The following is a 23,863-nucleotide window of genomic DNA, read 5'->3' as shown; positions in this document are numbered from 1 at the left end:
TTAGAGCACAGCCTTGGGGTATGAACCGAGCAATTTTAAATCGGCACAACGGTTGGCAACTTCTTTCAGCACTTCGCTGATTAAAGGATCGTCAGCATGCCCTGCGAAATCAATGAAGAAAACATAAGTCCACACGCCAGTGCGTGATGGACGCGTTTCAACACGCGTCAAATCAATATTGTGGCGATGAAATGGCTCCAGCAAATTATGCAAGGCACCCGGCTCGTTGCGCATGGCAACAACGATGGAGGTTTTATCAACCCCACTGGGTGGAACTTCCTGGGAACCGATAATTAAAAAACGCGTTGAATTATCCGGTTGATCTTCAATTTTTTCCGCCAGAATTTTTAAGCCGTACAACTCAGCTGCCATGCTGCCGGCAATCGCTGCTGCGTTCCACTCACCTTTCAAACGCTTAGCCGCTGTCGCGTTATCGCTTACGGGTACGCGCTCAGCTTTCGGGTAATGCGAGGTTAGCCATTTGCGGCACTGCGCCAAAGCCTGCGGATGCGCATAGATACGTGAAATATTGTTAGTGCTGGTTACATCAGAAACCAATAGGTTGTGATGTACGCGCAACTCCACTTCACCACAGATTTTTAAATTGGAATCCATGAAGTTATCAAGAGTGAAGCTCACCACACCTTCGGTGGAGTTTTCGACGGGAACCACACCGTAATTCACCGCTCCCGCTTCCACTTCGCGGAACACTTCATCAATCGCTGAAAAAGAAACGGTTTCTGCAGAGCCACCAAAATGTTTCAACGCTGCTTGATGAGTGAACGACCCTTCCAAGCCAAAAAACGCGACCTTGACCGGATTCTCCAACGCCAAACAAGCGGACATAATTTCACGAAACAGACGCGCCATTTCCTCATCGCTGAGCGGGCCTTTATTTTTTTCCATGGCTTTGCGCAGCACCTGAGCCTCACGCTCAGGTCGATAAAATAAAATCTTTGCGTCTTCCGGCAAATTTGCCTTTTTAACTTCAGCAACTTCTTGCGCGCAAGTTGCGCGCGCAGAAATCAAGCGACCAATTTCTTCATCAATCGCGTCGATTTTGTTGCGCAAGGCAAGCAGCTTTTCCGCTTCTGTTTGTTCAATCGTCATTTAATTACTCGTCGCTTGAGTCATCTGCAGCGCTATCGTCTGCTGCATCATCAATAACTTCGTCGTCCAGCGCACCTTCTTCCAACGATTCTTCACCTTCAGGTGCCTCAGCGTGGGCTAGCTCGCGCTTGGCATTAGCGTCTGCACTTTCTTCGATGCGCTCAAGACCTTGCATGCGCTCGCCTTCTTTCAACTTAATCAAGCGTACACCTTGGGTGTTACGGCTCAATACGGATACTTCATCAACGCGTGTACGAACCATAGTGCCTTGGTCAGAAATCAACATGATTTCTTCACCATCAAATACCTGTACCGCGCCAACCAACTGACCATTACGTTCAGTGGTTTGCATGCCGATTACGCCTTGCGAGCCGCGGCCCTTGGCAGGGAAATCACCTACCTCGGTACGTTTACCGTAGCCATTTTCACTCACAGTCAGTACTTGACCGTTTTCCATTGGGATAACCATGCCTACAACACGCTGACCTTCAGCCAAACGAATGCCGCGCACACCGCGCGAGGTACGGCCCATCGCACGCACTTGTGATTCCCGGAAGCGAGCAGCTTTGCCTGAGCTGGAGAACAAAATGACATCGCATGAGCCGTTGGTGATTGCAGTTCCTACCAAGGTGTCGCCTTCATCCAATTCAATCGCGCGCAAACCAACGCTACGTTGACGAGCAAATTGGGTCAGCGCAGTTTTCTTCACGGTGCCGTTTGCGGTAGCCATGAAAATAAATTTATCTTCGTCGTAAGATTTCACAGGCAGAATCGAGGTGATTTGTTCGCCCTCTTCAAGCGGCAGTAAATTCACCACTGGACGACCACGCGATTGGCGACCTGCCACCGGGATCATGTAGACCTTCAACCAGTAAACTTTACCTGCGTTGGTGAAAAGCAAAATCGTATCGTGTGTGCTGGCGATCAAAAGATGCTGTACATAATCTTCATCCTTAACCGCAGTCGCTGATTTACCCATACCACCGCGACGTTGCGCTTGGTAATCATCCAAGGGCTGGCTCTTCGCATAACCGCCGTGGGAAATAGTCACCACGCGATCTTCAACGTTAATTAAATCTTCTGTGGTGAGATCCAAAGAAGAAGCAACAATTTCAGTGCGACGCTTATCACCGTAGTCGGCAATAACTTGCTCCATCTCTTCGCGGATAACTTCCATCAAGCGAACAGCGTTGCCGAGAATTTCAAGGAACTCAGCGATTTGCTCTAACTTCTCGTTGTACTCGGCGAGCAACTTGTCGTGCTCCATACCGGTTAAGCGGTGCAAGCGTAATTCAAGAATGGCTTGTGCTTGTGCGGCTGATAAATAGTAACGACCTTCACGCAAACCAAACTCAGCGCCTAAATCTTCTGGGCGGCAAGCATCTTCGCCAGCACGCTCAAGGTACGGCGCCATATCGGCAGCATCCCAACCACGCGCCATTAAGCTGTCTTTTGCATCAGCGGGCGATGCAGAATTTTTAATGAGAGTAATGACTTCATCAATATTGGAAATGGCGACCGCCAAACCTTCCAAAATATGACCACGCTCGCGCGCTTTGCGAAGCAAATAAACGGTGCGGCGCGTAACCACTTCGCGACGGAATTTTACGAAAGCTTCCAACAATTCTTTTAAGTTAAGAATTTTTGGTTGGCCATCATCCAATGCAACGATGTTCACACCGAAAGTGGTTTGCAATTGAGTTTGTGCGAACAAGTTGTTCAACAAAACTTCTGCAGACTCACTCTTTTTAACTTCAATAACGATGCGCATACCGTCTTTGTCAGATTCGTCGCGCAGCTCGCTAATGCCTTCAATTTTCTTTTCTTTTACCAACTCAGCGATGCGTTCGATCAAACGCGCTTTGTTCAGTTGGTAAGGAATTTCGTGAACAATAATGGTTTCACGGCCGGTTTTTTCGTCTCGCTCAATTTCAGTTTTTGCGCGAACGACAATACTGCCGCGACCGGTGCGATAAGCCTGAACAATACCTGCACGACCATTGATAATGGCGCCGGTCGGGAAATCCGGGCCCGGAATAAATTCCATCAATTCATCGACAGTGATATCAGCATTGTCGATTACTGCCAAACAACCACGAACAACTTCCGCCAAATTGTGCGGTGGAATGTTGGTCGCCATACCTACGGCGATACCGGAAGAGCCATTCACCAAAAGGTTAGGAATTCGAGTGGGCATTACCGCCGGGATTTGCTCGGTGCCATCATAGTTGGGCACGAAATCGACGGTTTCTTTATCCAAATCGGCCAACAAATCGTGGGCGATTTTTGCCATGCGGATTTCGGTATAACGCATTGCCGCTGCGCGGTCACCGTCTACCGAACCAAAGTTACCCTGGCCATCCACCAACATATAACGCAGCGAAAATGGCTGCGCCATACGCACGATGGTGTCGTACACAGCGGTATCACCGTGCGGGTGATATTTACCGATTACGTCACCCACCACACGGGCAGATTTTTTGTAAGGCTTATTCCAATCATTATTCAATTCGCTCATGGCGAATAACACGCGGCGATGCACGGGCTTTAAGCCGTCACGCACATCGGGTAACGCACGCCCTACGATTACGCTCATGGCGTAGTCGAGGTAGGACTGCTTCATTTCGTCTTCGATACTTACCGGTGAAATTTCTTTTGCGAATTCGACCATGGGAATACAGCTTTCCTTTTAAATAAGGCTTTGGTTATTAAGTTCTTTGACTGGTGATGCTGGGTAATGCAAGTGGCTGAAAATGCGAAGTTTTAGGTTTCCGCGTTCGCCAAAATAAAGCCCGCAATACTACCACAAGAGCATGCAGATAGGCACTTTTTAGTAAAAGCCAAAGCGAGACTTAGACTCCGAAAATATCTGCCCAAAAACCTGTTTTGGGTGCCCCGCGAATCTGCCCAGTTTTTAGCCAGCGCCGCGGGTGATTTCACACCCAATTACGCACTTAACCCTCTCTGCCAATATTTTGGCTGGCGGCAATGGCTTGCCGGTCCACATCTTCACGAGTTGCCGTAAATTTGGCTAATTCCTAAACTGAGACGACAACATGTATTCGTAACCTATTGAAAATAAACAACAATATTCCCATGGGACGATGTGGCACATATTTCGCTAAACAGCCTTCAGAGATGCACATTTAGCCAGGATTGAGCGGCAAACACGCAGTAGTGCATTACCACACACAAAGGTAAACGATATGCGGGACATGACTATGTTAACGGGCACCCAAGCAACGCCTCTCGGCTACAGCGCACCGCTCACCCCTGAACAAGAAATTGAAGCCAGAGCGAAGCTCATCCAAGCGCTGCAAATGTCGCTCGATCCAAATGACATTCTGGCTATTTTCTTCAAACACCTGCAAGCCATCATTCCCATGGGCGGAATTCAATTCCGTTTCGCCAACAACAAAGACATTACCAAGTTGGGACGCGACGCGTTACACCACTGCGATTACCGCCTCACGACGGATGAGGGCTATCTCGGCGAAATTATCTTTAACCGCAGCAAGCGCTTTATTGAAAGCGAACTGTCTACGCTGGAAATTTTATTGGGCGCGCTTGTCTACCCCTTACGCAACGCCCTTCGCTATCAATCAGCTTTACAGCTAGCCTTGATTGACCCCCTAACCCGCTTGGGCAACCGTGCCGCTTTGGACAGTGCCCTTCGCCGCGAGTTACAACTGGCGGAGCGACATCACTACGAGCTTTCCATGCTGATGATCGACGTTGACCATTTTAAGAAAATCAACGATCAGTACGGCCACAGCATGGGCGACCAGGTTTTGCAGGAAATCGCCCGTACGATTGAAACTGTGTGCCGTGAAAGTGACATCACCTTCCGTTACGGCGGCGAGGAATTTGTGGTTCTGTTACGCAAAACCAACGATAGAGGTGCGCGCACTATTGGCGAACGATTGCGTCGAGAAGTAAACAATCTACTTATTGAGAAAAGTGGGCATTCGATAAATCCGAGCGTAAGCATCGGTATCAGCACACGTGCCCATGGGCAAAAAGAACATATCAGTGATTTATTTGAACGCGCAGACGAAGCTCTCTACCGAGCCAAACAAGCTGGTAGAAATTGCGTGAGGGACTTAAGCGATTTGACTCCCGCGTAACGCGAAAGATTGAAAGTAAAATAAAACAAAAAAGCCGCACTTGGATGCGGCTCTTTGCAGTTAACATCAGATATTTTTAATGAGCATCATTTTGAACCAAGTACACCTTCAAAAAATTTTTTAATCGTTGATGGGTTCTCATTATCAAAATCACCAAGTCCTTTTTCTCTGCGAATTTGTTGATACGCATCGTAAAGATCTTGACCACGCTTTTCCACAAACTGCTGTTCTGCATCCGTTAGCTGGAGATCAGTATTGTAGTTTCTTTTATAAGAGCTGGCAGTATCACGCATTGATACATTTGCTAGAGTTCTATCTCCGCGCAAATTCATAACCTGAGCAAGCGCTAAGGTTTCTAGTGTTGCAGATCTTATTTTTGCCTCATTTTCCTCATATACTGAAGGCACCGTAAAAAGTGTTAGGGTATCTAGCGCGGTCGTTGAGCCTAGTACCACATTCATGTTTGCATAGCGAATCGCAGCCTCTATATTGCCGCTTTGGACCATCCGACTTGTCAATACAGTTAAGGCTTTGATATCTCCTTGCTTACCTAGATCCTCTAAAATTTGGTCAGAATAAGCTTTGTAAGTCGTCTCATCCTCTTTGCTAAAATAACCACGCTCAGCTACCCAATTTTTAAGCTCGCTAGTCTCCGCAGGACTTAAAGCAACATAACTATCTCTTAGAGGTTTTTTCTCAACTTTCGCTGCTACGGAATTTGGTACGGAGGGTGCAAAAGCAGGAGCCACTGTTTTTGTGTTGGAGTTCAATTTCTCTGTGATAACTGGCGAAAAGTCTGCGGGAACTGACATCTTATATAAAGCCAGTGCCAATATTGAGGCAACGACAACTATCAGCAACGCTAATCTATTACTTAAAATGCTCATAATGAACCCCTGCCTGTTAATAAGTTGCACAATCAAGCTTGGTAGCTTGTGTTTTGGTATCACAGGCCGCAATGTCGGAATCTCGTGTTTTCAACTTATCGGCATCACAGGAGCCTGCTAACGCAGACCCACCACCTAACCCTGCAAAACCACCTGTAGCGCCTGCTTCCAAATAAGTAATAAGCGTTGCACCGCCAGTAAAATAGGCACCAACTACCGCTAGCCCCAAACCAACAGCACCCGTGCCATAAGTCCAATTAGAGCAGCTAGATGATGCATTCCTATATTTTGTCTGCGCGTCCTCCTTACACTTAGCATTATCGAGATCAATTGTATTACAATATGCCGGCTTCGGTCTCTTCGGAGGTTCGGGACGGTCACCTCCGCCTCCGCCGGAACTAGGTCCCGAGCCCGTCCCCGCACCTGCGCCACCAGGAATAGGCCCTGCACCTTCGTCAGGCACTTCGTAGCAAACCTTTTGAGTCTCTTCTTTACCCGAAGAGCACATATTTACACTGCCACAACCACCTGTCGTATAGACTTTTATATCTTGGCATTGTTGGCGAGCGTGAGCACTTACCCCAAAGAATAACATTATTAGAAAGGCGAGGGATTTAGACGAACACAACTTAGCTTTATAATATTTCATACCTGAAAAATCCTTATTAATTTATTGGATAGTCGAAAATTGCTGCCCTTAATTTTTATTGAGTGCAAGCCCGTTCTATGCTACCCCCCCCCTTAACTTTAAAGTCAATTTGTAAATGGGCTTGGAACTGTTGAAATTTGTGAAATGATAAGTAGTTTTATTTGACATGCAAAAATGCATTAGCAAGTAATGCATTTGCGGCAATACTATTTAATAAAATTACTCGGGCTTAGGTTTGCGTGGTGCCGGCTTAACGCGGCGTGGTGGAGCCGAAGCAGCACGCAATTTGTTGTCGTGACGCGCGCGTTGATTTTTCTCGTCACGCGACGGTGCCATAATTTTGGTATGGGCATTGTTTTCAAAACCTGCCGTCAAACACAAATCCGCAATTTCACGCTCTGTTAATTCTGTCCACTGACCGACACGCACGTGTGATGGAATGAAAATATTCGCGTAACGCACGCGCTTCAAGCGACTTACTTTCACGCCTTGAGATTCCCACAAGCGGCGTACTTCGCGGTTACGACCTTCCATCACCACGCAGTAGAACCAACGGTTACGCGATTCGCCCGCACCGTCCACGATATCCGTAAAACGCGCAACACCGTCTTCCAGTAACACGCCTTCTAGCAAAGCGCGTTTCATTTCATCGTCAACTGTACCTTGAATACGCACCAAGTATTCACGGTCGATAACCGACGACGGGTGCATCAACTTATTCGCTAACTCACCATCGTTCGTAAACAGCAACAAACCACTGGTATTGAAATCCAGGCGACCAATGGAAATCCAACGCTCGCCTTTCAACGCTGGCAAACTATCGTACACGGTACGGCGACCTTCCGGGTCTGAGCGCGAGCAGATTTCACCTTCGGGTTTGTTGTACAAAATTACACGGCGACGAGTAGCTTCTGTGCGAACAGCGACGCGCTTACCGTCTACAAAAATTTTATCGTCCGGCGTTACGCGATCGCCAAGTTTGGCAATGCGGTCGTTAACTTTTACTTGGCCAGCTTCAATCGCCCGCTCCATTTCGCGGCGCGAACCAACGCCGGCACGCGCTAGGACTTTTTGCAGTTTTTCATCACCTAGATCAACCGACTCATCTTCTGCAACAGCGTGGTTTAATTTGGCAGTTTTCTTATCGCCAAATTTTTCTGCACGCGGGTCACGTTCTTTGAGTTCCGGTTTGCGTTTGGATGAATGCTTAGCTTTGAATTCAGCCGAGAGATTATCAGCCGCTTTTTTACGCGCGGCTTTTTCACTTGCCGCAGAGAAATATTCAGCAATCGCTGGCTTCACAGCCTTGGCGGATGTTTTAGGATTCGAGGGTGCTTTGCCGTTACCAGCTTTTTTGCCCTTGTTATCCTCAGGGTGGTCAGTTTTCTTCACCATAAAGTGTTACAACGCGAGCCTTGCGCTTAAGCGTTGTTATTTTCCTCATCTGAGTGTTCATCTAGATCGTCTGCACTACTTTCACTTTCTAAGTTGGCTGCATCCGATTCGGTATTGAGCGATGGCGATTCTTCGTCAGCATCAACGAAAGCTTCTTCACCATCCACAAATTCTTCTGGCTCTGTCGCCAAATTTTCCGGGCTTGCTGATGATTCTGTAATCACATCTTCATCTTTTTCACCCAATCCTTCTTCACCTAAATCCAACACATTATTCAGTTCATCCAGATCGCGGATTTCGCTGAGCGAAGGCAAATCTTCCAAATTTTTTAAATTAAAATAATCGAGGAATTGGCGAGTCGTTGCGTACAAAGATGGACGCCCCGGAACATCGCGGTGGCCAACCACTTTTACCCAATCGCGTTCCATCAGTGTTTTCATGATGTGCGAACTCACGGCAACACCGCGAATTTCTTCAATATCACCACGAGTAATTGGCTGACGGTACGCAATCAACGCGAGCGTTTCCAACAATGCGCGTGAATATTTTTGGGGCTTTTCATCCCACAGGCGATTTACCCAGGGTGCTGTTTCACCGCGAACTTGAAAACGCCAGCCGGACGCAACTTCTTTTAATTCAAAACCGCGTTCGGCATTGTCTGCTTGTATATCTTGCAAGGCAGCAAGCACTTCATCTTTTGCTGGCGCAACTTCTTCGTCAAACAATTCTAAAATGCGCGCAATCGTCAAAGGTTGCGCTGCCGCTAAAATTGCACCTTCCACAATTTTGCGCAGCATGTCTTTATCAACGGGTTGCTGAGTAATCGCAACGGTTGCAGATTCTTCGTTGGTATCATCGTGCTCAGAAACAGCTGCGCTTTCCGCGCCAACTTCTTCGCTATCCAAATCATTTTCTAAATTATTTTCGTCTGTCATTGCATTCTTGCTTTTACGTGAATAGGGCCAAAGGATTCGCTTTGCACAATTTCAACCAGCGATTCTTTAATCAATTCCATCACCGCCAAAAAGGTAACCACCACACCTAAACGACCTTCTTCAACTTTAAACAAGCTTACAAAAGGAACGAAGTGGTGATGCGCGAGCCTATCCAGCACTTGCGCCATACGCTCGCGGGTAGACAATTTTTCTTTGGATACGTGGTGACTTTCAAACATATCGGCACGACGTAAAACTTCCGACAATGCCAACAACAATTCTTGCAATTCCACATCGGGATCGAGCCGCGTTAAGCTGCGATCCGGCGCTTGCGCGGACGCTTGGAAAACATCGCGCCCAACCCGTGGAATACCGTTCAAATCTTCTGCCGCTTGCTTGAAGCGTTCGTACTCCTGCAAACGACGAATCAAGGATGCACGCGGATCTTCCTCTTCCTCGGCTTCTTCGCTGGAACGAGGTAAAAGCATGCGCGATTTAATCTCTGCCAACATGGCAGCCATTACCAAATACTCCGCCGCCAATTCAAATTGGTTGGCGTCCATCAGCTCTACATAAGCCATGTATTGCGAGGTGATTTCAGAGACGTTGATATCCAAAATATCGATATTCTGGCGGCGAATCAGGTACAACAAAAGATCTAGCGGGCCTTCAAAAGCCTCCAAAAATACTTCTAGCGCATCGGGCGGAATGTACAAATCTTGCGGCAGTTGCGTATAGGCTTTGCCGTGAACTATGGCGAAAGGCATTTCGCCTTGCGTTGGGCGTGAAGGAGTCTCCGAAGCTGACACGGCAGCGTCATCCACAGCTACCGGCCCATCTTCGGATACAGCGACGCTGGCTTGCTCCGGCAATTCCGCAACCTCGGCTGGCGCATCGTAATTGTTATTGTCTTCACTGGTTGAATTCACTGGCCGACCTGATTTAACCCCAAACTAAATACGCACACGGGCTGCGCCCGCAAATGAGCTGGGCATTATAGCCATATGCGGTGACTAGAGCCATGCACAATTAGGATGGCACACAAACCTGCAAAATTGCGGGCAAGGAAGCTAGGCTTCGGGTAGAATGCCCACACTTTTTATCCGGTCTCTCCCTTTATCCGGGAAGCCATGTATACGGAACTCAATCATGACTGCTTTACCACCCTGCCCCAAATGCCAATCTGAATACACCTACGAAGACGGTAGCCTGCTTATTTGCCCGGAATGCGCCCACGAATGGTCCGCAACCGAAGCCTCCAGCACCGAAACCGCTAAGGTATTCAAGGATGCAAACGGCAACATTCTGCAAGACGGCGACACAGTGACTGTGATTAAGGACCTTAAAGTGAAAGGCACCTCGTCATCGGTAAAAGTAGGAACCAAGGTAAAAAACATCCGCTTGGTGGATGGCGATCATGACATCGACTGCAAGATTGAAGGCTTTGGCGCTATGAAGCTGAAGTCGGAGTTTGTGAAGAAGGTGTAAATCGCGCGAACAGAAGTTGTTCTCAAACCCATAACAAAACCAGCTCTAGGCTGGTTTTGTTGTTTTAACCACAAGACAATTATTCGAAGGGTGCGAAGTCACCTTTACCTTGGCGGATTAGCTGCGGGGAATCGCCCGTCAGGTCAATCACGGTTGTTGGGTCAAGACCGCAATAACCACCATCAATCACCAAATCAACATGATGCTCTAAGGAATCGCGGATATCGTAAGGGTCCGTCATGGGGTACTCCTCGCCGGGCATGAGCAAACTGCTGGTCATGATAGGCTCGCCCAGCTCAGCTAGAAGTGCGAGCGCAATGGCGTTATCTGGAACTCGCAAGCCGATGGTTTTACGCTTGGGATGCAAGAGGCGGCGCGGTACTTCGGCAGTCGCCTCCAGAATAAAGGTGTAGGCACCGGGCGTATGGTGCTTGATTTGGCGGTAAACGGCATTATCGACACGCGCGTAGGTCGCAAGCTCTGATAAATCCCGGCACATGAGCGTGAAGTTGTGATCCTTATCCAGCTTACGCAATGCGCGAATGCGATCTAACGCGTCCTTATCTCCAATATGGCAGCCCAAGGCGTAGGCGCTGTCCGTTGGATAAACCACTATGCCGCCTTTGCGAATAATATCCGCCGCCTGAACAACCAAGCGATGCTGGGGATTTTCGGGGTGGATTTGAAAAAATTGAGCCATGAAATTATTCCATCAAATAAAAAATAAGTAAGCCGCTAGGCGGCAAAACCCAGCAGCTCCCACACGGGGCGACTTTGACTTGGTAACGAGGGAAAACATCCTAATTCTTGCCAGGCTTGGCCGGGAAAATGGAAATCACTGCCGCAGGAAGCCGCAAGATTGTTGACGTTGGCGATCTTTGCCAAATCTTCGGTGACTGGATGTGCTTGCATGCCGCTCACGACTTCCAGAGCGTCGCCACCCGCTGCTGCGAAATCTTTAATAAGCGCGCACATTTTGGTTCGAGTCAAATCGTATTTACAGGGATGAGCCAAAACGGCGACGCCGCCTGCTGAATGAATCCATCCAATAACATCAATCATTGCGGGCCACTGGTATTTCACGTCTGCCGATTTGCCGGTGCCTAAATACTTTTTGAAAGCCGCGTTGATATTGGGAACCACACCTTTATCGACTAAATATTGCGCAAAATGGGGCCTCGCGACATAGGCGTTTCCCGCCAAGGCTTGCGCGCCTTCCAATGCTCCGGCAATACCAGCCTTAGCCAAACGCAGCGCGATCTGTTCAGCGCGATTTGCGCGTGCCTGGTTTTGGGAATCAATCACTGAATTTAATTCGGATGAATCGGTCTGAATACCTAATCCGACAATATGCACACCGCCCTTGCCCCAGTGGCTAGAGAATTCAATGCCATTAATCAGCTGCAGCCCATGTTCTTCAGCTGCTTTTTGTGCCAAATGAAGCCCCGCTATGGTATCGTGGTCGGTTAAAGCTAATACGTCCACCTCGCGCTCTTTTGCTCGCGAAACCAGCATTTCAGGGCTTAAAATGCCATCCGAAAAATGGCTGTGGCTATGTAAATCAAATTTCACTGGGTCACCAAGATGGCCTAAACAATAACAATCGAATTGGGCGTTCAAGCCCATTATGACCGAGACTGACGATGACCGATAATTTTTCTGCTGATTCTGCAGCTAAAGAACCAGCAAAGGCACAGGAAAACGCCCCATCGCTAACACCAAAACCAGCTCCAAAAAAGGAAAATATGCTGGTTAATATTTTGATGAATATCGTAATCCCTACGTTGATTTTGACCAAATTAAGCGGTCCGCATTATTTGGGCGCCGTGTGGGGCTTAGTGACCGCGCTCGCGTTCCCGGTTGTATATGGCCTTAAAGATTTTATCGCCAACAAAAAATTTAACTTTTTCTCAGCATTAGGCATTGTGAGCGTATTGCTCACGGGTGGCATTGGCATTTTGAAATTGCCCACCGAATATTACGCTATTAAAGAAGCGGCCATTCCCGGGTTAATTGGTTTGGTGGTGCTTATCTCCACACGCACTCGCTTTCCTCTTGTAAAAACCTTTATCTACAACGATACGATTCTTAACGTTGAAAAAATTTCTGCTGCCTTAAAAGAACATGGCAAAGAGGAGGCCTTCGAAAAAACGCTGCGTTTGGGCTCTTATTTGTTGGCTGGCTCTTTTTTCCTGTCGTCAACGTTGAATTACATTCTTGCGGAAATGATTGTGAAAAGCCCTGCTGGCACAGAAGCGTTTAATATTGAAGTTGGCAAAATGAATGCCCTTAGTTTTCCCGTTATTGCCTTGCCATCCATGATTTTTATGGTGGCAACTCTAATGTATATATTCCGTAGCATTCGCTTGTTAACCGGGCTTACCTTTGAAGAAGTCCTGCACGACACAAGCAAATAAAAAGAGAAGATTTTATGCTTTACGCCATTATCAGCGAAGACGTTTCCGATAGTTTAGAAAAACGAAAAATGGCGCGCCCAGATCATTTGGCGCGTTTGCAATTATTGAAAGATGAAGGCCGCTTGGTGTTGGCGGGCCCGCATCCAAAAATTGATAACGAAAATCCTGGCGACGCAGGTTTTAGCGGTAGTTTAGTTGTAGCCGAATTTGTCTCATTAGCTGAAGCCGAAGCATGGGCAGCAATAGATCCCTATGTTGCCGCTGGCGTTTACGCAAACGTCACGGTAAAACCTTTCAAAAAAGTGTTGCCTTAATTACAAGGATATCGCATGAAAAAATTAGCTTTCGCCAGCTTGGTTAGCCTGGCAACTCTTAGCGCAGGGTTTTCATCTGCAACTTATGCTGAAGATCGTTACGTTACTGACGTAATTTATATTCCATTGCGTTCAGACAAAGACAACCAAGCCACCATTATTAAAAATGGTTTGGCAACCGGTACACGCTTAAAATTAATCAGTGAAGCGGAAGATGCCAATAAGAACAAATGGTCGCAAGTGATTACCAGCGAAGGAATTGAGGGTTGGGTGCGCAGCCAAAACCTCATCGCCGAACCCACCGCAGCCATGAAATTGGCGGCGCTAACCTCCGGACCAACCGATATGGTTGAGTTGCAAAAGCAAAATATCTCACTCAAAAATGAGTTAGACAGTGTTAAAGCGACTTACCAAAGCCTTGCCAAAGAATTGGAGGAAATTCGTAAATCGCCGACCTCCGATATTAATTTGGAACAAGAAAATCAAAATATGAATCGCATTAACCAATCGCTACAAGTAGAGCGCGATTTGTTAAAAGCAGAAAACGACAGACTCCATAAAAGCGATACTTACCAGCAACGTATTTACGGTGGTGGACTTATTCTAGCTGGCGTAATTTTATCTTTTGTGTTGCAGATGTTTGGTAAACGCAGACGTCGTTCAGAGTGGAATTAATTACGCATGAAAACCGCGCTTAGCGTTAACCTAAACAAAATTGCCCTTATTCGCAATTCTCGTGAAGGCAATTATCCCGATGTGGTTGAACACGGCAAAGTATGCTTGGCGGCGGGCGCTGATGGCCTGACAGTTCATCCGCGCCCAGACCAGCGCCACATTCGCCCGCACGATGTGTATGATTTGGCAGAATTGCTGAAAGATAATCAGGAAGCTGAATTTAATATCGAAGGAAATCCCTTCGCTGAAAAAATTGGCGACTTTCCCGGCTTTATTCAGTTGGTGTTAGACACCAAACCAGAACAATGCACCTTGGTACCAGATAGCAATGATCAGTTAACGTCCGACCATGGATTTGATTTAAAAAAGTCAGGCGAGTCTTTAAAACCTGTTCTCGATCAACTCAAATCTACCGGTGTTCGTGTCAGTTTATTTATGGATCCCGATCTGGAACAAATTGAACTTGCAAAAAAACTCGGCGCGGATCGTATAGAACTTTATACCGGTCCTTACGCCGAAGCGTTTAAGCGTAAAGACGCAAGTTTCGATCAACTATTCCAACGCTACTACGCAGCTGCCGAATATGCCGCAAAAATCGGTATAGGTTTAAATGCCGGGCACGATTTGAATTTGGAAAACCTTGCTCACTTTAGAAAAGTACCTGCATTGCTGGAAGTATCCATCGGCCACGCGTTGACCGTTGATGCAATTGCTATGGGTTTAGATAAAGCGGTTCGCGCGTATAAGCAGCTTTGCTCTGCTTAACTCAAGACTTCACAAATGACGAAAAAAATTGACACTCCAAAAGAGCGTAGCGACAGCCAAGCCTATTTGGAAAAAAAGAAATTCTTTGATGGCCTGCTCACCGTTTACGGACGTAAACCCGTGCTTGAGGCCCTGCAAGATAAATCAACTAATATTCACCGCTTACACTTAGCGGACAGTAACAAATCAGCTGGCATTTTGGATGAGATTATCGAACTCGCAAAATCTAAAGGCGCAGAAATTGTTTATCACAACCGCACGGCACTTTCGCGTATTTCAAAAAATGCAAGCCAAGACCAAGGTGTGGCAGCCGATTTAATCTGCCGCGGCTTTCAAACCTACGATGCTTTTTTGGCGAAACAAGCAGCGCAACAAACCAAGCAAACATTTACGCTGCTCGCGCTGGATGGCATCAGTAATCCGCAAAACCTCGGTATGATTATTCGTTCTGCCTGCGCAGGCAATATTGATGGGATTTTGTTGCCACAACATGGCTCTGCCCAAATTGATCCGCTTGTCATAAAGGCAAGTGCAGGTACTGTTTTTCGCGCACCAATTCTCCGCTGTAAAAACCTTGCTGAAGCCTTAAAAGAGTTTAAGGCTGAAGGTGCACTCGTTTGCTCGCTGTCTTCCCATGCAAAATCGACCCTCAAAGAATTTAACCCTGAGCAATCCTGTATTTATGTATTAGGAAATGAAACTGAAGGGGTTTCCAAAGAGGTATCCCAACTCTGTAACGAGAGCGTGAGAATTCCCATGAACAACGGTGTAGAAAGTTTAAATGTTGCGGTAACCGCAGCCCTGATTGCATTTCGTTAATAAGCAAACACAACATTAAATCAGAAATAAAAAGGGACGCAGACGCGTCCCTTTTTATTTCATTTGCTATTACAACTTGTAACCATCTTCTTCGTGCAGGCTTAAGTCTAAACCGAGAGACTCTTCGTCTTTGGTGACTCGCAAGCCTTTGGTCAACACACTGGTCAGTTTTAGCAGTAAATAAGTCACTGCAACGCTAAACACCAAGGTTGAAATGATACCAATCAACTGTACTTGCAGTTGTTGGCCCATGGATTCGATGCCAGTAGCAAAACCCAAGCCGCTAAAGGCGCCGAGCTGTGTAGAGGCAAAAATACCCGCCATGAAAGTACCGATAATGCCGCCCACTCCGTGCACAGGGAAAACGTCGAGCGAATCATCGATCTTCCATACACGTTTAACCAACTGCGTCATAAAGAAACATACAACACCGGCAACCAAGCCAATTACGATCGCGCCACCGGGACCAACATAACCGGAAGCTGGAGTGATAGTGCCGAGACCTGCAACCATACCAGTCACAATACCTAACACGCTTGGCTTTCTGAATTTCACCCATTCGATGGTCATCCACGCTAATGCGCCAGCAGCAGCGGACAAGTGTGTTACAAGCATCGCCATAGCGGCATTGCCGTTCGCGGCCAAGGCACTGCCCGCGTTAAAACCGAACCAACCCACCCAAAGGATACCGGCACCGGTTACCACCATGGTCATGTTGTGCGGTGGCATCGCAATATTCGGGAAGCCGTTACGCTTGCCAATCACCAAAGCGGCAACCAAGGAGCCAACACCAGCGGTGATGTGTACTACGGTACCGCCTGCGAAATCCAGCAAGCCCATTTTGTACAACCAGCCAGAACTGCTCCATACCCAGTGACAAACCGGTACGTAACAAAGCAGAAGCCAGAGAGATGAAAAAATCAGCATGGCAGAGAACTTAAGACGCTCCGCGTAAGCACCTACAATCAACGCAGGTGTAATTACCGCAAAAGTCATTTGATACATAGCAAAGAGGGTTTCAGGAATATCACCCCACAAATCATCTTTTTTGATGGAGGCAAGGAACACCTTGCTCAAATCACCGATGTATTCATTACCGGGCCCAAAGGCCAAGCTGTAACCGATGATTACCCACAATAAGGAGGCTACTGCAGCGATGGCGAAACATTGCATCAACACAGAGAGCACGTTTTTAACGCGCACTAAACCCGCGTAAAACAATGCCAACCCAGGCAAAGTCATAAATAAAACCAAAGCACTGGCGGTAAGCATCCAGGCTGTATTTGCGTTGTTCATAACAGCAGGTGCCGTGTCTGCTACGGCCGCATGGCTTAATGCCGTGGCAGCAATTGCCGTCAAAGTTAAGTTAATGATCTTCTTCATAATCACACCTTATGATTTTTGCTCACAATACTGCGCGAGCTTTATAGAGTGATGAACTGCCCCAATTTGATTCATCGACATAAAACCACAAGCCGATTGAGCGAAAATTAGGATTAAATTTGCTTATATTTAGTCTTAATTAACCCATTTTTGGGCAAAAAAAGTAAATTTTTTAGCAGGCATGAGGCGACAGCACAAACCATACCACTATTTTATTTATATATTTATCAATAACTTAAAGCAATACAACAATCGTTAACATATCTTTTTTGCACCAACTTGAATCATCAAAGCCTGTCTCGGCACATAATTGAAACATTTTTGGTTTTCTATGCCCGAAATTGCTTTAACTGCTTGGCAAACAACGCTTTCGCAGCGTCATCTTCACCATAAACCCACCGTTCATAATTGTCGATTAAGCGAGAGAGGGGCTTGGCCAAGTCTGGTTTTTGAGATACGACACGATTTATAAACGCACGTGGTGTTTCCATCACATCGGGTTGAAAACCTGCCCGCTTTAGCTTTTTACACAGCGCCAAATACATTCGCGAGGTTTCTGGGATATCTCGTTTTGATGACCTTAGAACGAGCGCTAGGAAGAGCACAACTCCGGAGCAGCTAAGGCTCAACACAACCATAGAGGCTATTCGCAGTGGCGTAACTTCCCCCAGCAGTCGTTCGAGTACCGAAGCTTGGGATGCGGAATCGTAGTTCATTACCCATTGCGTCCAAGTCAGGTTAATTGCATCCCACTGCTCGCGTATTTGCAAAAGCAACTTGAACGAGGAGCCAAATGGTTTAGCCAGTAATTGGCGGTCTGTCGCTGACAAAGATTGTTCTATTCCCCGCTGCACACGCTCAGGCGCTACAGCGCCCGTTGGATCGAACATAACCCAGCCGCGACTCTCTAACCAGACCTCTGCCCAGGCATGGGCATCGCGCTGCCTTACGGAAATAGAGTTATCAATAGAATTTATATCTCCGCCTTGATAGCCCACCACTACCCGCGCCGGGATTCCGGCCGCTCGCAAAAAGAAAACGAAACTACTCGAGAAGTGCTCACAGAAACCCTGCCGGGTATTCCATAAAAAGTCGTCAACGGTATCATCACCAAGCGGAGGGGGTTTGAGCGTATAAAAAAAGCTTTGACGATAATAATTAAAAAGCTTTGCAATTAGCTTTTCCGTATCACCTGCTTCTGCTAACCATTCCTTTGCACGCTCACGGGTTTTCAAATTTCCACTTTTCGGTAATTGAAGATTCTGCGTAAGCTCTTCAGCGTTCACAGTATTTAATTGATAGTTAAGCGATGAAACAACGTGATAACTTATTCGCTCCGTAACCGGCTCATATGCATGCAACCGGAGATCGCGAGCGAAAGCAATTTTATCTGGCCACACTTTCGGTGCCGCTAACACGTAAAGCCAGGGCTGCATGCTTGCTTCCGCTATTACGTCGTACTCGACATTCTCGCCTTTGTATTCCACATGCGAACGTAAATTACCGCTACCTTGGTTAAAATAATTCTCAGATTTTTGCTCGCGGCTCTGCGACCATTTCCTTCCATCAAAAAGAGAGAACACCAAGCTGCGCCAATAAAGCTTATCGCGCGAAGGGAGTTCAGATGTAAAACTGACACGAAATGCTAATTCATTGGACTCCATGAGCTCAGTAAAATCGCCAGGCGACATAGAATCGCTCATACCCGTTTTTGCTTGCATGGGCGAAGGCACAGCCCAAAAAGAACCGAGGCGTGGCACCACAATAAATAGCAACACCATAAAAGGAATTGCCTGTAATAAAATTCCCGCGCTTGGACGAAGATTTTTCCATACGCTAGCATTTTCAGATTCGCGATACAGCTGCATTAAGGTTGAACATAAGAGTATCAAACAACCAAAACCGTAAAACGCAGCTAAAAAATGATTAAATTCGATAAACTGCGCCGCCAAAATAAAAAATGCGATGAAGACCAGCAGCACAAAATCTTTTTGATTTTTTAGCTCCAAGAGCTTCAGTGTGAATCCAACAACTAACAAGCTCACCATGGATTCAAATTTAAAACCCGAACCCAAACTAAAAAATAAACCTGCGCAGCAGGCCAATACCAGCACCGTCTTTTGCAATTTCCCGGGATAATTCCAAGCGCCTTGAAAAATTCGCCAACGCCACACAGCCACCGCTACCCACACCAAACCAATCCAAAATGGAACGCTAACGAAATGGGGAGCCAAAATAAAAATTTGCACACTCAACAACCAAGCGAGACTAGTGCGAGAAATCGGTCGTTCGGAGATAAATTTTTTGTTGAACACTCTTAAGACCCCTGCACCCAACCGAAAAGCGCTAATGCAGTTAAGGCATTCAATCGATGTACGTCCCCACTTCCGACTTCAACTGTTATTTGCGGTAAGCGCAAACCAAACTCAAGATTATTCTCTGAAAAATAATTTACCCAGTGGCTCAAATGCGACAATGCTAATTCTGTGTCAGATGTATTAGTTGCTTGCCAATCCAACCAGAATTGTTCACTTTGTAGAGCACGGTAATCTTTAAGGTACAAACCTGCACCGCGCGCGTATTGCTTCCAGGCTATTTGGGATAAAGGTGCGCCCGGTTGATAATTATGAAATCCTTGAAATTCATCACTAGATTGTTGTGAAACGAAACGCCCCTCGTTGCCTTGTCCCGCACCCAGCGGAGGTGAATCGCACGCTATAGGTTTAGGGAAAATTAACGCACGGTGATCAAGATCTATATAAGCCCAAGCACGAATTAGTCCAAGCGGATAATAGCTCCTTAATATAATTCGTGGCATCTTCAGCCATCCACGATGGCGCGCGTTAGCGTTGATACGAACTATTGTGAGGCTTCCTGAACTCACGTCGGCTCTAATAGGATCAAAATCATCATCAGCCTGTAGTAAAAGCCCATGATGATCTGTTAGATATGATGAGGATATTTCAATGTCGAAGATGGCCGCATCGCCAACTACACTATTTTGCACAGCAGCTGGAGAAAAACTTAAACCCAAAAGATTTCGAAACGCATGAATAACGGACACCAGCATAACACTGGCCAAAAAAAAGGATAAACCAAGAATTAAATTGTTTTGATAATTTGTCCCTAATACCCATACCAGCAAAATTAACACCAAAAAAGCCAGACCTTGCTTACTAGGGAAAACATAGATCGTGCGATGCTGCAGAACAACTCGGTCGGCACGAGGAGATCGCTTGCTCATCCAGCGCTGAAAATATTGCTGTATCTTGGACAAGAGAAAATTACCTGTGCAAATTTGCCGAATAAGTATTCGAAAATTAAGGAAACCTAACTCAAAACAACAGGCACTGCGGCCAATATTTTTTTAACCACCACGTCCGGCACAGCGCTTTGCGATGAATTGCTTTTTGCAACAATACGGTGTGCAACCACGGCTAGAAATAAATACTGTACATCTTCAGGCACAACGTAGGCACGCTCATGCATAAAGGCCCAGGTTTTGGCGGCTTTAATTAATGCCATAGCACCGCGAGGTGAGAGCCCGACTAAGACATCTTCACTTGTACGAGTGTAATGAACTAAACGTTGTACGTAGTCCACTAAACTATCTGAAACTTTTACCGCACCAATTGCACGCTTTATATCGGGAATTTTATCGGGCGTTAAACAAACGCGCAGTTGAGTGAGTTGATCACGCGGGTCTCCCCCTTTAAACAAGAGCTTTTCCGTTTCCGCGTCCGGGTATCCCAAACTGATGCGCATTAAGAATCGATCTAATTGCGATTCCGGCAACGGATAGGTTCCCATTTGCGACATGGGATTTTGCGTTGCAATCACAAAAAACGGCTGAGGTAATTCGTAGGTTTTACCCTCATTGGTGACTTGGCGCTCTTCCATGGATTCAAGTAACGCACTTTGGGTTTTGGGTGTAGTGCGATTGATTTCGTCTGCCAATAAAACTTGGGTAAAGATTGCGCCTTTATGAAAGGTAAATTTTTTCTGCTGCGGATCAAAAATGGATAGACCTAAAATATCCGCGGGCAACATATCACTGGTAAATTGAACGCGGTTATAGGTTAAGCCTAAAACTTTAGCGAGCGCGTGAGAAAGTGTGGTTTTACCCATCCCGGGTAAATCTTCTATAAGAAGATGCCCATCCGCCAGTAAACAAGCTAATGCAAGTTTAATCTTTTCTTCTTTACCCAGCAGAACACGGCCAATTTCGCCCACCAAGGTTTCAATGAATTTTCTCACAGCGAATCCTTTTATATTTATGTAAGGAAAATCGAGAAAAGATCGTCACCCTAGCAAGCACCGGGTGACCTTATATCAAAGTGAGTTTAGTCCACGTTCGAGATCTGCAATTAAATCTTTTACCGACTCTAAACCAACCGAAATCCTAATTAAATTTTCAGTAATGCCTGCCTCGGCTTTTTGCTCCGGGGTTAAACGACCATGAGTGGTTGTTGCAGGATGAACGATGGTGGTTTTTGTATCACCCAAATTAGCCGTTAACGACATAATGCGAGTTGCATCAATAACCTTCCACGCGGCTTCACGCTCACCTTTCACACGGAAAGATAAAACTCCACCAAACGCAGATTGTTGTTTTGCTGCGAGCTCATGACCAACATGTGACGCTAACCCCGCATAAAATACCTCTTCTACTTTTGGATGCGCATGCAACCACTGCGCGAGCTCAAGTGCGTTGCGCGAATGTGCCTCCATGCGCAAACGCAAAGTCTCCAAACCTTTTAAAAACACCCATGCATTAAAAGGGCTTAAACTTGGGCCGGCACTACGAATAAAGCCGAGCACTTCATCCACCAATACTTTGGGGCCTGCAACAACTCCACCGAGGCAACGGCCCTGCCCATCTATATATTTTGTCGCAGAATGCACAATCAAATCAGCCCCGAATGCTAATGGGCGCTGTAAGGCTGGCGTGCAAAAGCAATTATCAACAACGAGCAATGCATTTCGCGCATGAGTAATATCGGCGAGGCGCTTGATATCAATAACATCGCAAAGCGGATTTGAAGGCGTTTCAACAAAAACCATTTTCGTCGCAGGAGTAAATGCTGCTTCCCATGCGGTGTAATCTGTCGGTGCGACAAATGTTGTAGTGACACCAAACTTCTGCAAAAACTTGGTAAAGAGTACGGTGGTTGTGCCGAACACACTGCGCGAACAAACAATGTGGTCACCTGTTTTTAAAAGCGCAATACAGGTACTGAGGATAGCTGCCATGCCGGAGGAAGTACCTACAGCAGATTCTGCGCCTTCAAGCGCAGCGATGCGTTCTTCAAACGCGCGCACTGTAGGGTTGGTGTAGCGAGAATAAACATTCCCAGCTTGCGCACCGGAAAAACGGTCAGCTGCTTCTTGCGCACTACCGAATACGTAGCTTGAAGTTAGAAACAAGGCTTCACTATGTTCGCCTTCATGAGTGCGAACTTGGCCGGCACGTATAGCCAGCGTATCTAGTTCATACTCTAAAAATTCTTGCTCAAAATGTTCCATTAGTTACAACCTGTATCGAATAGGGTCACGATTAATTTCTATTTAAGCGCCGACTTAGCCGTGCCCCATTCAGTTTGTGTGGAGCTTACTTGTTATGCGGAGCTTACTTACGATGTTTATCAGCTTCGGCACGCGCTTCACGCATTTTTTTCATCGCCAACTGAGTGCTGTTACGCATACGGTGTAGCGCCAATGTTAATTGATGAACCTCGTTGTTTGTATTGAGATCAATGTTTGCAATATCAATCGGGGTATCTTTACCCGTTGAAACATCGTGAGCTGTTTCAGTCAACTTCTTGATAGGCGAAATCACCGCAGAACGTACAAACCAAAGCGCGATTAAGAAAGGCACCAGGATCAAGGCCAATTCTTTTACACCTACAAAATTCAACGCTCTCATGTATAAGGGTTTGGCAGGAATGCTAACACTGATTACACCGGCAACATCACCTTCTTTAAACCCAAAGCCACGCTCAGATCCGTAGCGTTTGATAACATCTTCGGGGGCTTTAGCTGGATCGCCATGACAACTAATGCACGATGCCTTGTGATAAATCGTTTGTGCAAATCGATATTGACCATCTGCAAACTCAGAATATTCTGACGCACCTGTTTTAGTCACTATAGCCAAGGCCATGGATTCAAATCCATCAGGTGCATTTACGGGGTTCATAACATTTTGCGATGTCATGTGGAACTTGGCTGGCGACGAAGATTTGGCAACAACTTCAGAAAATTCGCGCTGAGCCAATGCTGGGTTCTTGGAATAAAAATGTACAAAACCAGCGTCGTCAACATTCTCACAGGAAGCACGGTACAGCTCCTGCGTTAGAAAACTTTCTTTGCTCCCTTCTTTAACCCAAACCCTGCCGTTCTGAGCAACCCAAGCGCCGAATGACTCCACGTTCGACACCACCGTTTTCGCCTGAGATTTGAGTTCCTGCAAATAAATATTCTGAAGCATAAAATAATATGCTGCAGCGTTCATGCCTACTATTAACAGAAATAAAGCCGCAAATTTTGTTGAAAGCGAGATTTTATTTTTCATTATTATCATCCTGTTTCGTTGAGATCATTGATTATTACTGGAGCAGTAATTTTTCCGCCTTTTGCAAAAAACTGTGTCGTTCAGATTCAGCAGTCAATTGCTGACTTAACGCGAGCGCATAATGGCGCATAGCTGCGGGACCAAATTTTCCGGCAGAGGCCCATTGGGAAAAAACATCACCTGAAATTTCAAGACCTATGGGTCCTACATATTCAATAAATAATTCAGTTAATTGTATAACCCTTTTTGCCGCCGCCGGCGGCAGTTTTTTCAAATCGACGTGGTCTAGCATACTGACTCCTTGATAAATCAACCTGTTTAAAAC

At 46.4% G+C, this 23,863-nt stretch carries 23 protein-coding genes; 7 read left to right on the top strand and 16 right to left on the bottom strand.

Features of this window, described 5'->3' with window-relative positions; all coding sequences use genetic code 11:
• Entirely contained in the window at positions 1-1,110 is a 1,110-nt protein-coding gene (gene pheA, locus U1F02_RS07560; RefSeq protein WP_409989762.1) for a prephenate dehydratase, read from the bottom strand.
• 4 nt (positions 1,111-1,114) lie between these two features.
• Positions 1,115-3,781, bottom strand: coding sequence for a DNA gyrase subunit A (gyrA, locus tag U1F02_RS07555; protein ID WP_409989761.1), 2,667 nt, complete (start codon positions 3,779-3,781; stop codon positions 1,115-1,117).
• Positions 3,782-4,325: 544 nt separating this feature from the next.
• Between gyrA and U1F02_RS07550 the strand changes: the two genes are divergently transcribed.
• Complete coding sequence (locus tag U1F02_RS07550) at positions 4,326-5,237, top strand: GGDEF domain-containing protein (protein ID WP_409989760.1); 912 nt, start codon at positions 4,326-4,328, stop codon at positions 5,235-5,237.
• A gap of 86 nt (positions 5,238-5,323) precedes the next feature.
• On the opposite strand, the gene U1F02_RS07545 is transcribed toward U1F02_RS07550, so the two are convergent.
• The 5 genes from U1F02_RS07545 to U1F02_RS07525 form a co-directional block, all read right to left on the bottom strand.
• The gene (locus U1F02_RS07545; RefSeq protein ID WP_409989759.1) at positions 5,324-6,124 is read right to left on the bottom strand and encodes a hypothetical protein; all 801 of its coding nucleotides are present in this window, start codon (positions 6,122-6,124) and stop codon (positions 5,324-5,326) included.
• A gap of 16 nt (positions 6,125-6,140) precedes the next feature.
• A complete protein-coding gene (locus U1F02_RS07540) occupies positions 6,141-6,773 on the bottom strand; it encodes a hypothetical protein (RefSeq protein ID WP_409989758.1) in 633 nt (210 codons plus the stop codon).
• 219 nt (positions 6,774-6,992) lie between these two features.
• On the bottom strand, positions 6,993-7,850 hold the full coding sequence (gene rluB / locus U1F02_RS07535; protein ID WP_409989938.1) for a 23S rRNA pseudouridine(2605) synthase RluB: 858 nt from the start codon (positions 7,848-7,850) through the stop codon (positions 6,993-6,995).
• A gap of 344 nt (positions 7,851-8,194) precedes the next feature.
• Positions 8,195-9,103: an SMC-Scp complex subunit ScpB gene (gene scpB, locus U1F02_RS07530; RefSeq protein ID WP_409989757.1), complete on the bottom strand. Its 909-nt coding sequence runs from the start codon at positions 9,101-9,103 to the stop codon at positions 8,195-8,197.
• Positions 9,100-9,927, bottom strand: a complete 828-nt coding sequence (locus U1F02_RS07525) for a segregation and condensation protein A (RefSeq protein ID WP_409989937.1) — start codon at positions 9,925-9,927, stop codon at positions 9,100-9,102. Before U1F02_RS07525 ends, scpB begins: the two co-directional genes overlap by 4 nt.
• A 325-nt stretch (positions 9,928-10,252) precedes the next feature.
• Here U1F02_RS07525 and U1F02_RS07520 point away from each other — a divergent pair, with 325 nt between their 5' ends.
• Positions 10,253-10,591 carry a zinc ribbon domain-containing protein YjdM gene (locus U1F02_RS07520; protein WP_409989756.1) on the top strand — a complete coding sequence of 113 codons (339 nt, stop codon included), beginning with the start codon at positions 10,253-10,255 and terminating at the stop codon, positions 10,589-10,591.
• A gap of 79 nt (positions 10,592-10,670) precedes the next feature.
• Here the strand turns inward: U1F02_RS07520 and U1F02_RS07515 are convergent, their stop codons facing one another.
• Positions 10,671-11,291, bottom strand: coding sequence for an L-threonylcarbamoyladenylate synthase (locus U1F02_RS07515; RefSeq protein ID WP_409989755.1), 621 nt, complete (start codon positions 11,289-11,291; stop codon positions 10,671-10,673).
• 35 nt (positions 11,292-11,326) lie between these two features.
• Positions 11,327-12,163, bottom strand: a complete 837-nt coding sequence (locus tag U1F02_RS07510) for a PHP domain-containing protein (protein WP_409989754.1) — start codon at positions 12,161-12,163, stop codon at positions 11,327-11,329.
• Between the two features lie 71 nt (positions 12,164-12,234).
• Here U1F02_RS07510 and U1F02_RS07505 point away from each other — a divergent pair, with 71 nt between their 5' ends.
• The 5 genes from U1F02_RS07505 to rlmB are packed head-to-tail and all read left to right on the top strand — an operon-like array spanning position 12,235 to position 15,581.
• Positions 12,235-13,008, top strand: coding sequence for a VC0807 family protein (locus U1F02_RS07505; RefSeq protein ID WP_409989753.1), 774 nt, complete (start codon positions 12,235-12,237; stop codon positions 13,006-13,008).
• A 14-nt stretch (positions 13,009-13,022) separates the two neighbouring features.
• Positions 13,023-13,322 (top strand): YciI family protein, encoded by a 300-nt coding sequence (locus tag U1F02_RS07500; protein WP_409989752.1) that lies wholly within the window; start codon positions 13,023-13,025, stop codon positions 13,320-13,322.
• A 15-nt stretch (positions 13,323-13,337) separates the two neighbouring features.
• On the top strand, positions 13,338-13,997 hold the full coding sequence (locus U1F02_RS07495) for a TIGR04211 family SH3 domain-containing protein (protein WP_409989751.1): 660 nt from the start codon (positions 13,338-13,340) through the stop codon (positions 13,995-13,997).
• A 6-nt stretch (positions 13,998-14,003) separates the two neighbouring features.
• Entirely contained in the window at positions 14,004-14,762 is a 759-nt protein-coding gene (locus U1F02_RS07490) for a pyridoxine 5'-phosphate synthase (protein WP_409989750.1), read from the top strand.
• Between the two features lie 15 nt (positions 14,763-14,777).
• Positions 14,778-15,581 (top strand): 23S rRNA (guanosine(2251)-2'-O)-methyltransferase RlmB, encoded by an 804-nt coding sequence (rlmB, locus tag U1F02_RS07485; protein ID WP_409989749.1) that lies wholly within the window; start codon positions 14,778-14,780, stop codon positions 15,579-15,581.
• Positions 15,582-15,650: 69 nt separating this feature from the next.
• Here the strand turns inward: rlmB and U1F02_RS07480 are convergent, their stop codons facing one another.
• The 7 genes from U1F02_RS07480 to U1F02_RS07450 form a co-directional block, all read right to left on the bottom strand.
• Positions 15,651-16,952, bottom strand: a complete 1,302-nt coding sequence (locus U1F02_RS07480; RefSeq protein ID WP_409989936.1) for an ammonium transporter — start codon at positions 16,950-16,952, stop codon at positions 15,651-15,653.
• Between the two features lie 341 nt (positions 16,953-17,293).
• Positions 17,294-19,279, bottom strand: coding sequence for a DUF3488 and DUF4129 domain-containing transglutaminase family protein (locus tag U1F02_RS07475; RefSeq protein WP_409989748.1), 1,986 nt, complete (start codon positions 19,277-19,279; stop codon positions 17,294-17,296).
• Positions 19,280-19,281: 2 nt separating this feature from the next.
• Entirely contained in the window at positions 19,282-20,241 is a 960-nt protein-coding gene (locus tag U1F02_RS07470; RefSeq protein ID WP_409989747.1) for a DUF58 domain-containing protein, read from the bottom strand.
• Between the two features lie 53 nt (positions 20,242-20,294).
• The gene (locus tag U1F02_RS07465) at positions 20,295-21,221 is read right to left on the bottom strand and encodes an AAA family ATPase (RefSeq protein ID WP_409989746.1); all 927 of its coding nucleotides are present in this window, start codon (positions 21,219-21,221) and stop codon (positions 20,295-20,297) included.
• Between the two features lie 75 nt (positions 21,222-21,296).
• Positions 21,297-22,490, bottom strand: a complete 1,194-nt coding sequence (locus tag U1F02_RS07460; protein ID WP_409989745.1) for an O-succinylhomoserine sulfhydrylase — start codon at positions 22,488-22,490, stop codon at positions 21,297-21,299.
• 103 nt (positions 22,491-22,593) lie between these two features.
• On the bottom strand, positions 22,594-23,538 hold the full coding sequence (locus U1F02_RS07455) for a DUF3365 domain-containing protein (protein ID WP_409989744.1): 945 nt from the start codon (positions 23,536-23,538) through the stop codon (positions 22,594-22,596).
• Between the two features lie 34 nt (positions 23,539-23,572).
• Complete coding sequence (locus U1F02_RS07450; protein ID WP_409989743.1) at positions 23,573-23,830, bottom strand: hypothetical protein; 258 nt, start codon at positions 23,828-23,830, stop codon at positions 23,573-23,575.
• Positions 23,831-23,863 lie beyond the last annotated feature (33 nt).

It is taken from the genome of Cellvibrio sp. (genome assembly GCF_046347455.1).
GTDB lineage: Bacteria > Pseudomonadota > Gammaproteobacteria > Pseudomonadales > Cellvibrionaceae > Cellvibrio.
The sequence above is the reverse complement of the archived record's forward strand: the minus strand, read 5'-3'. Positions and strand labels throughout refer to the sequence as shown.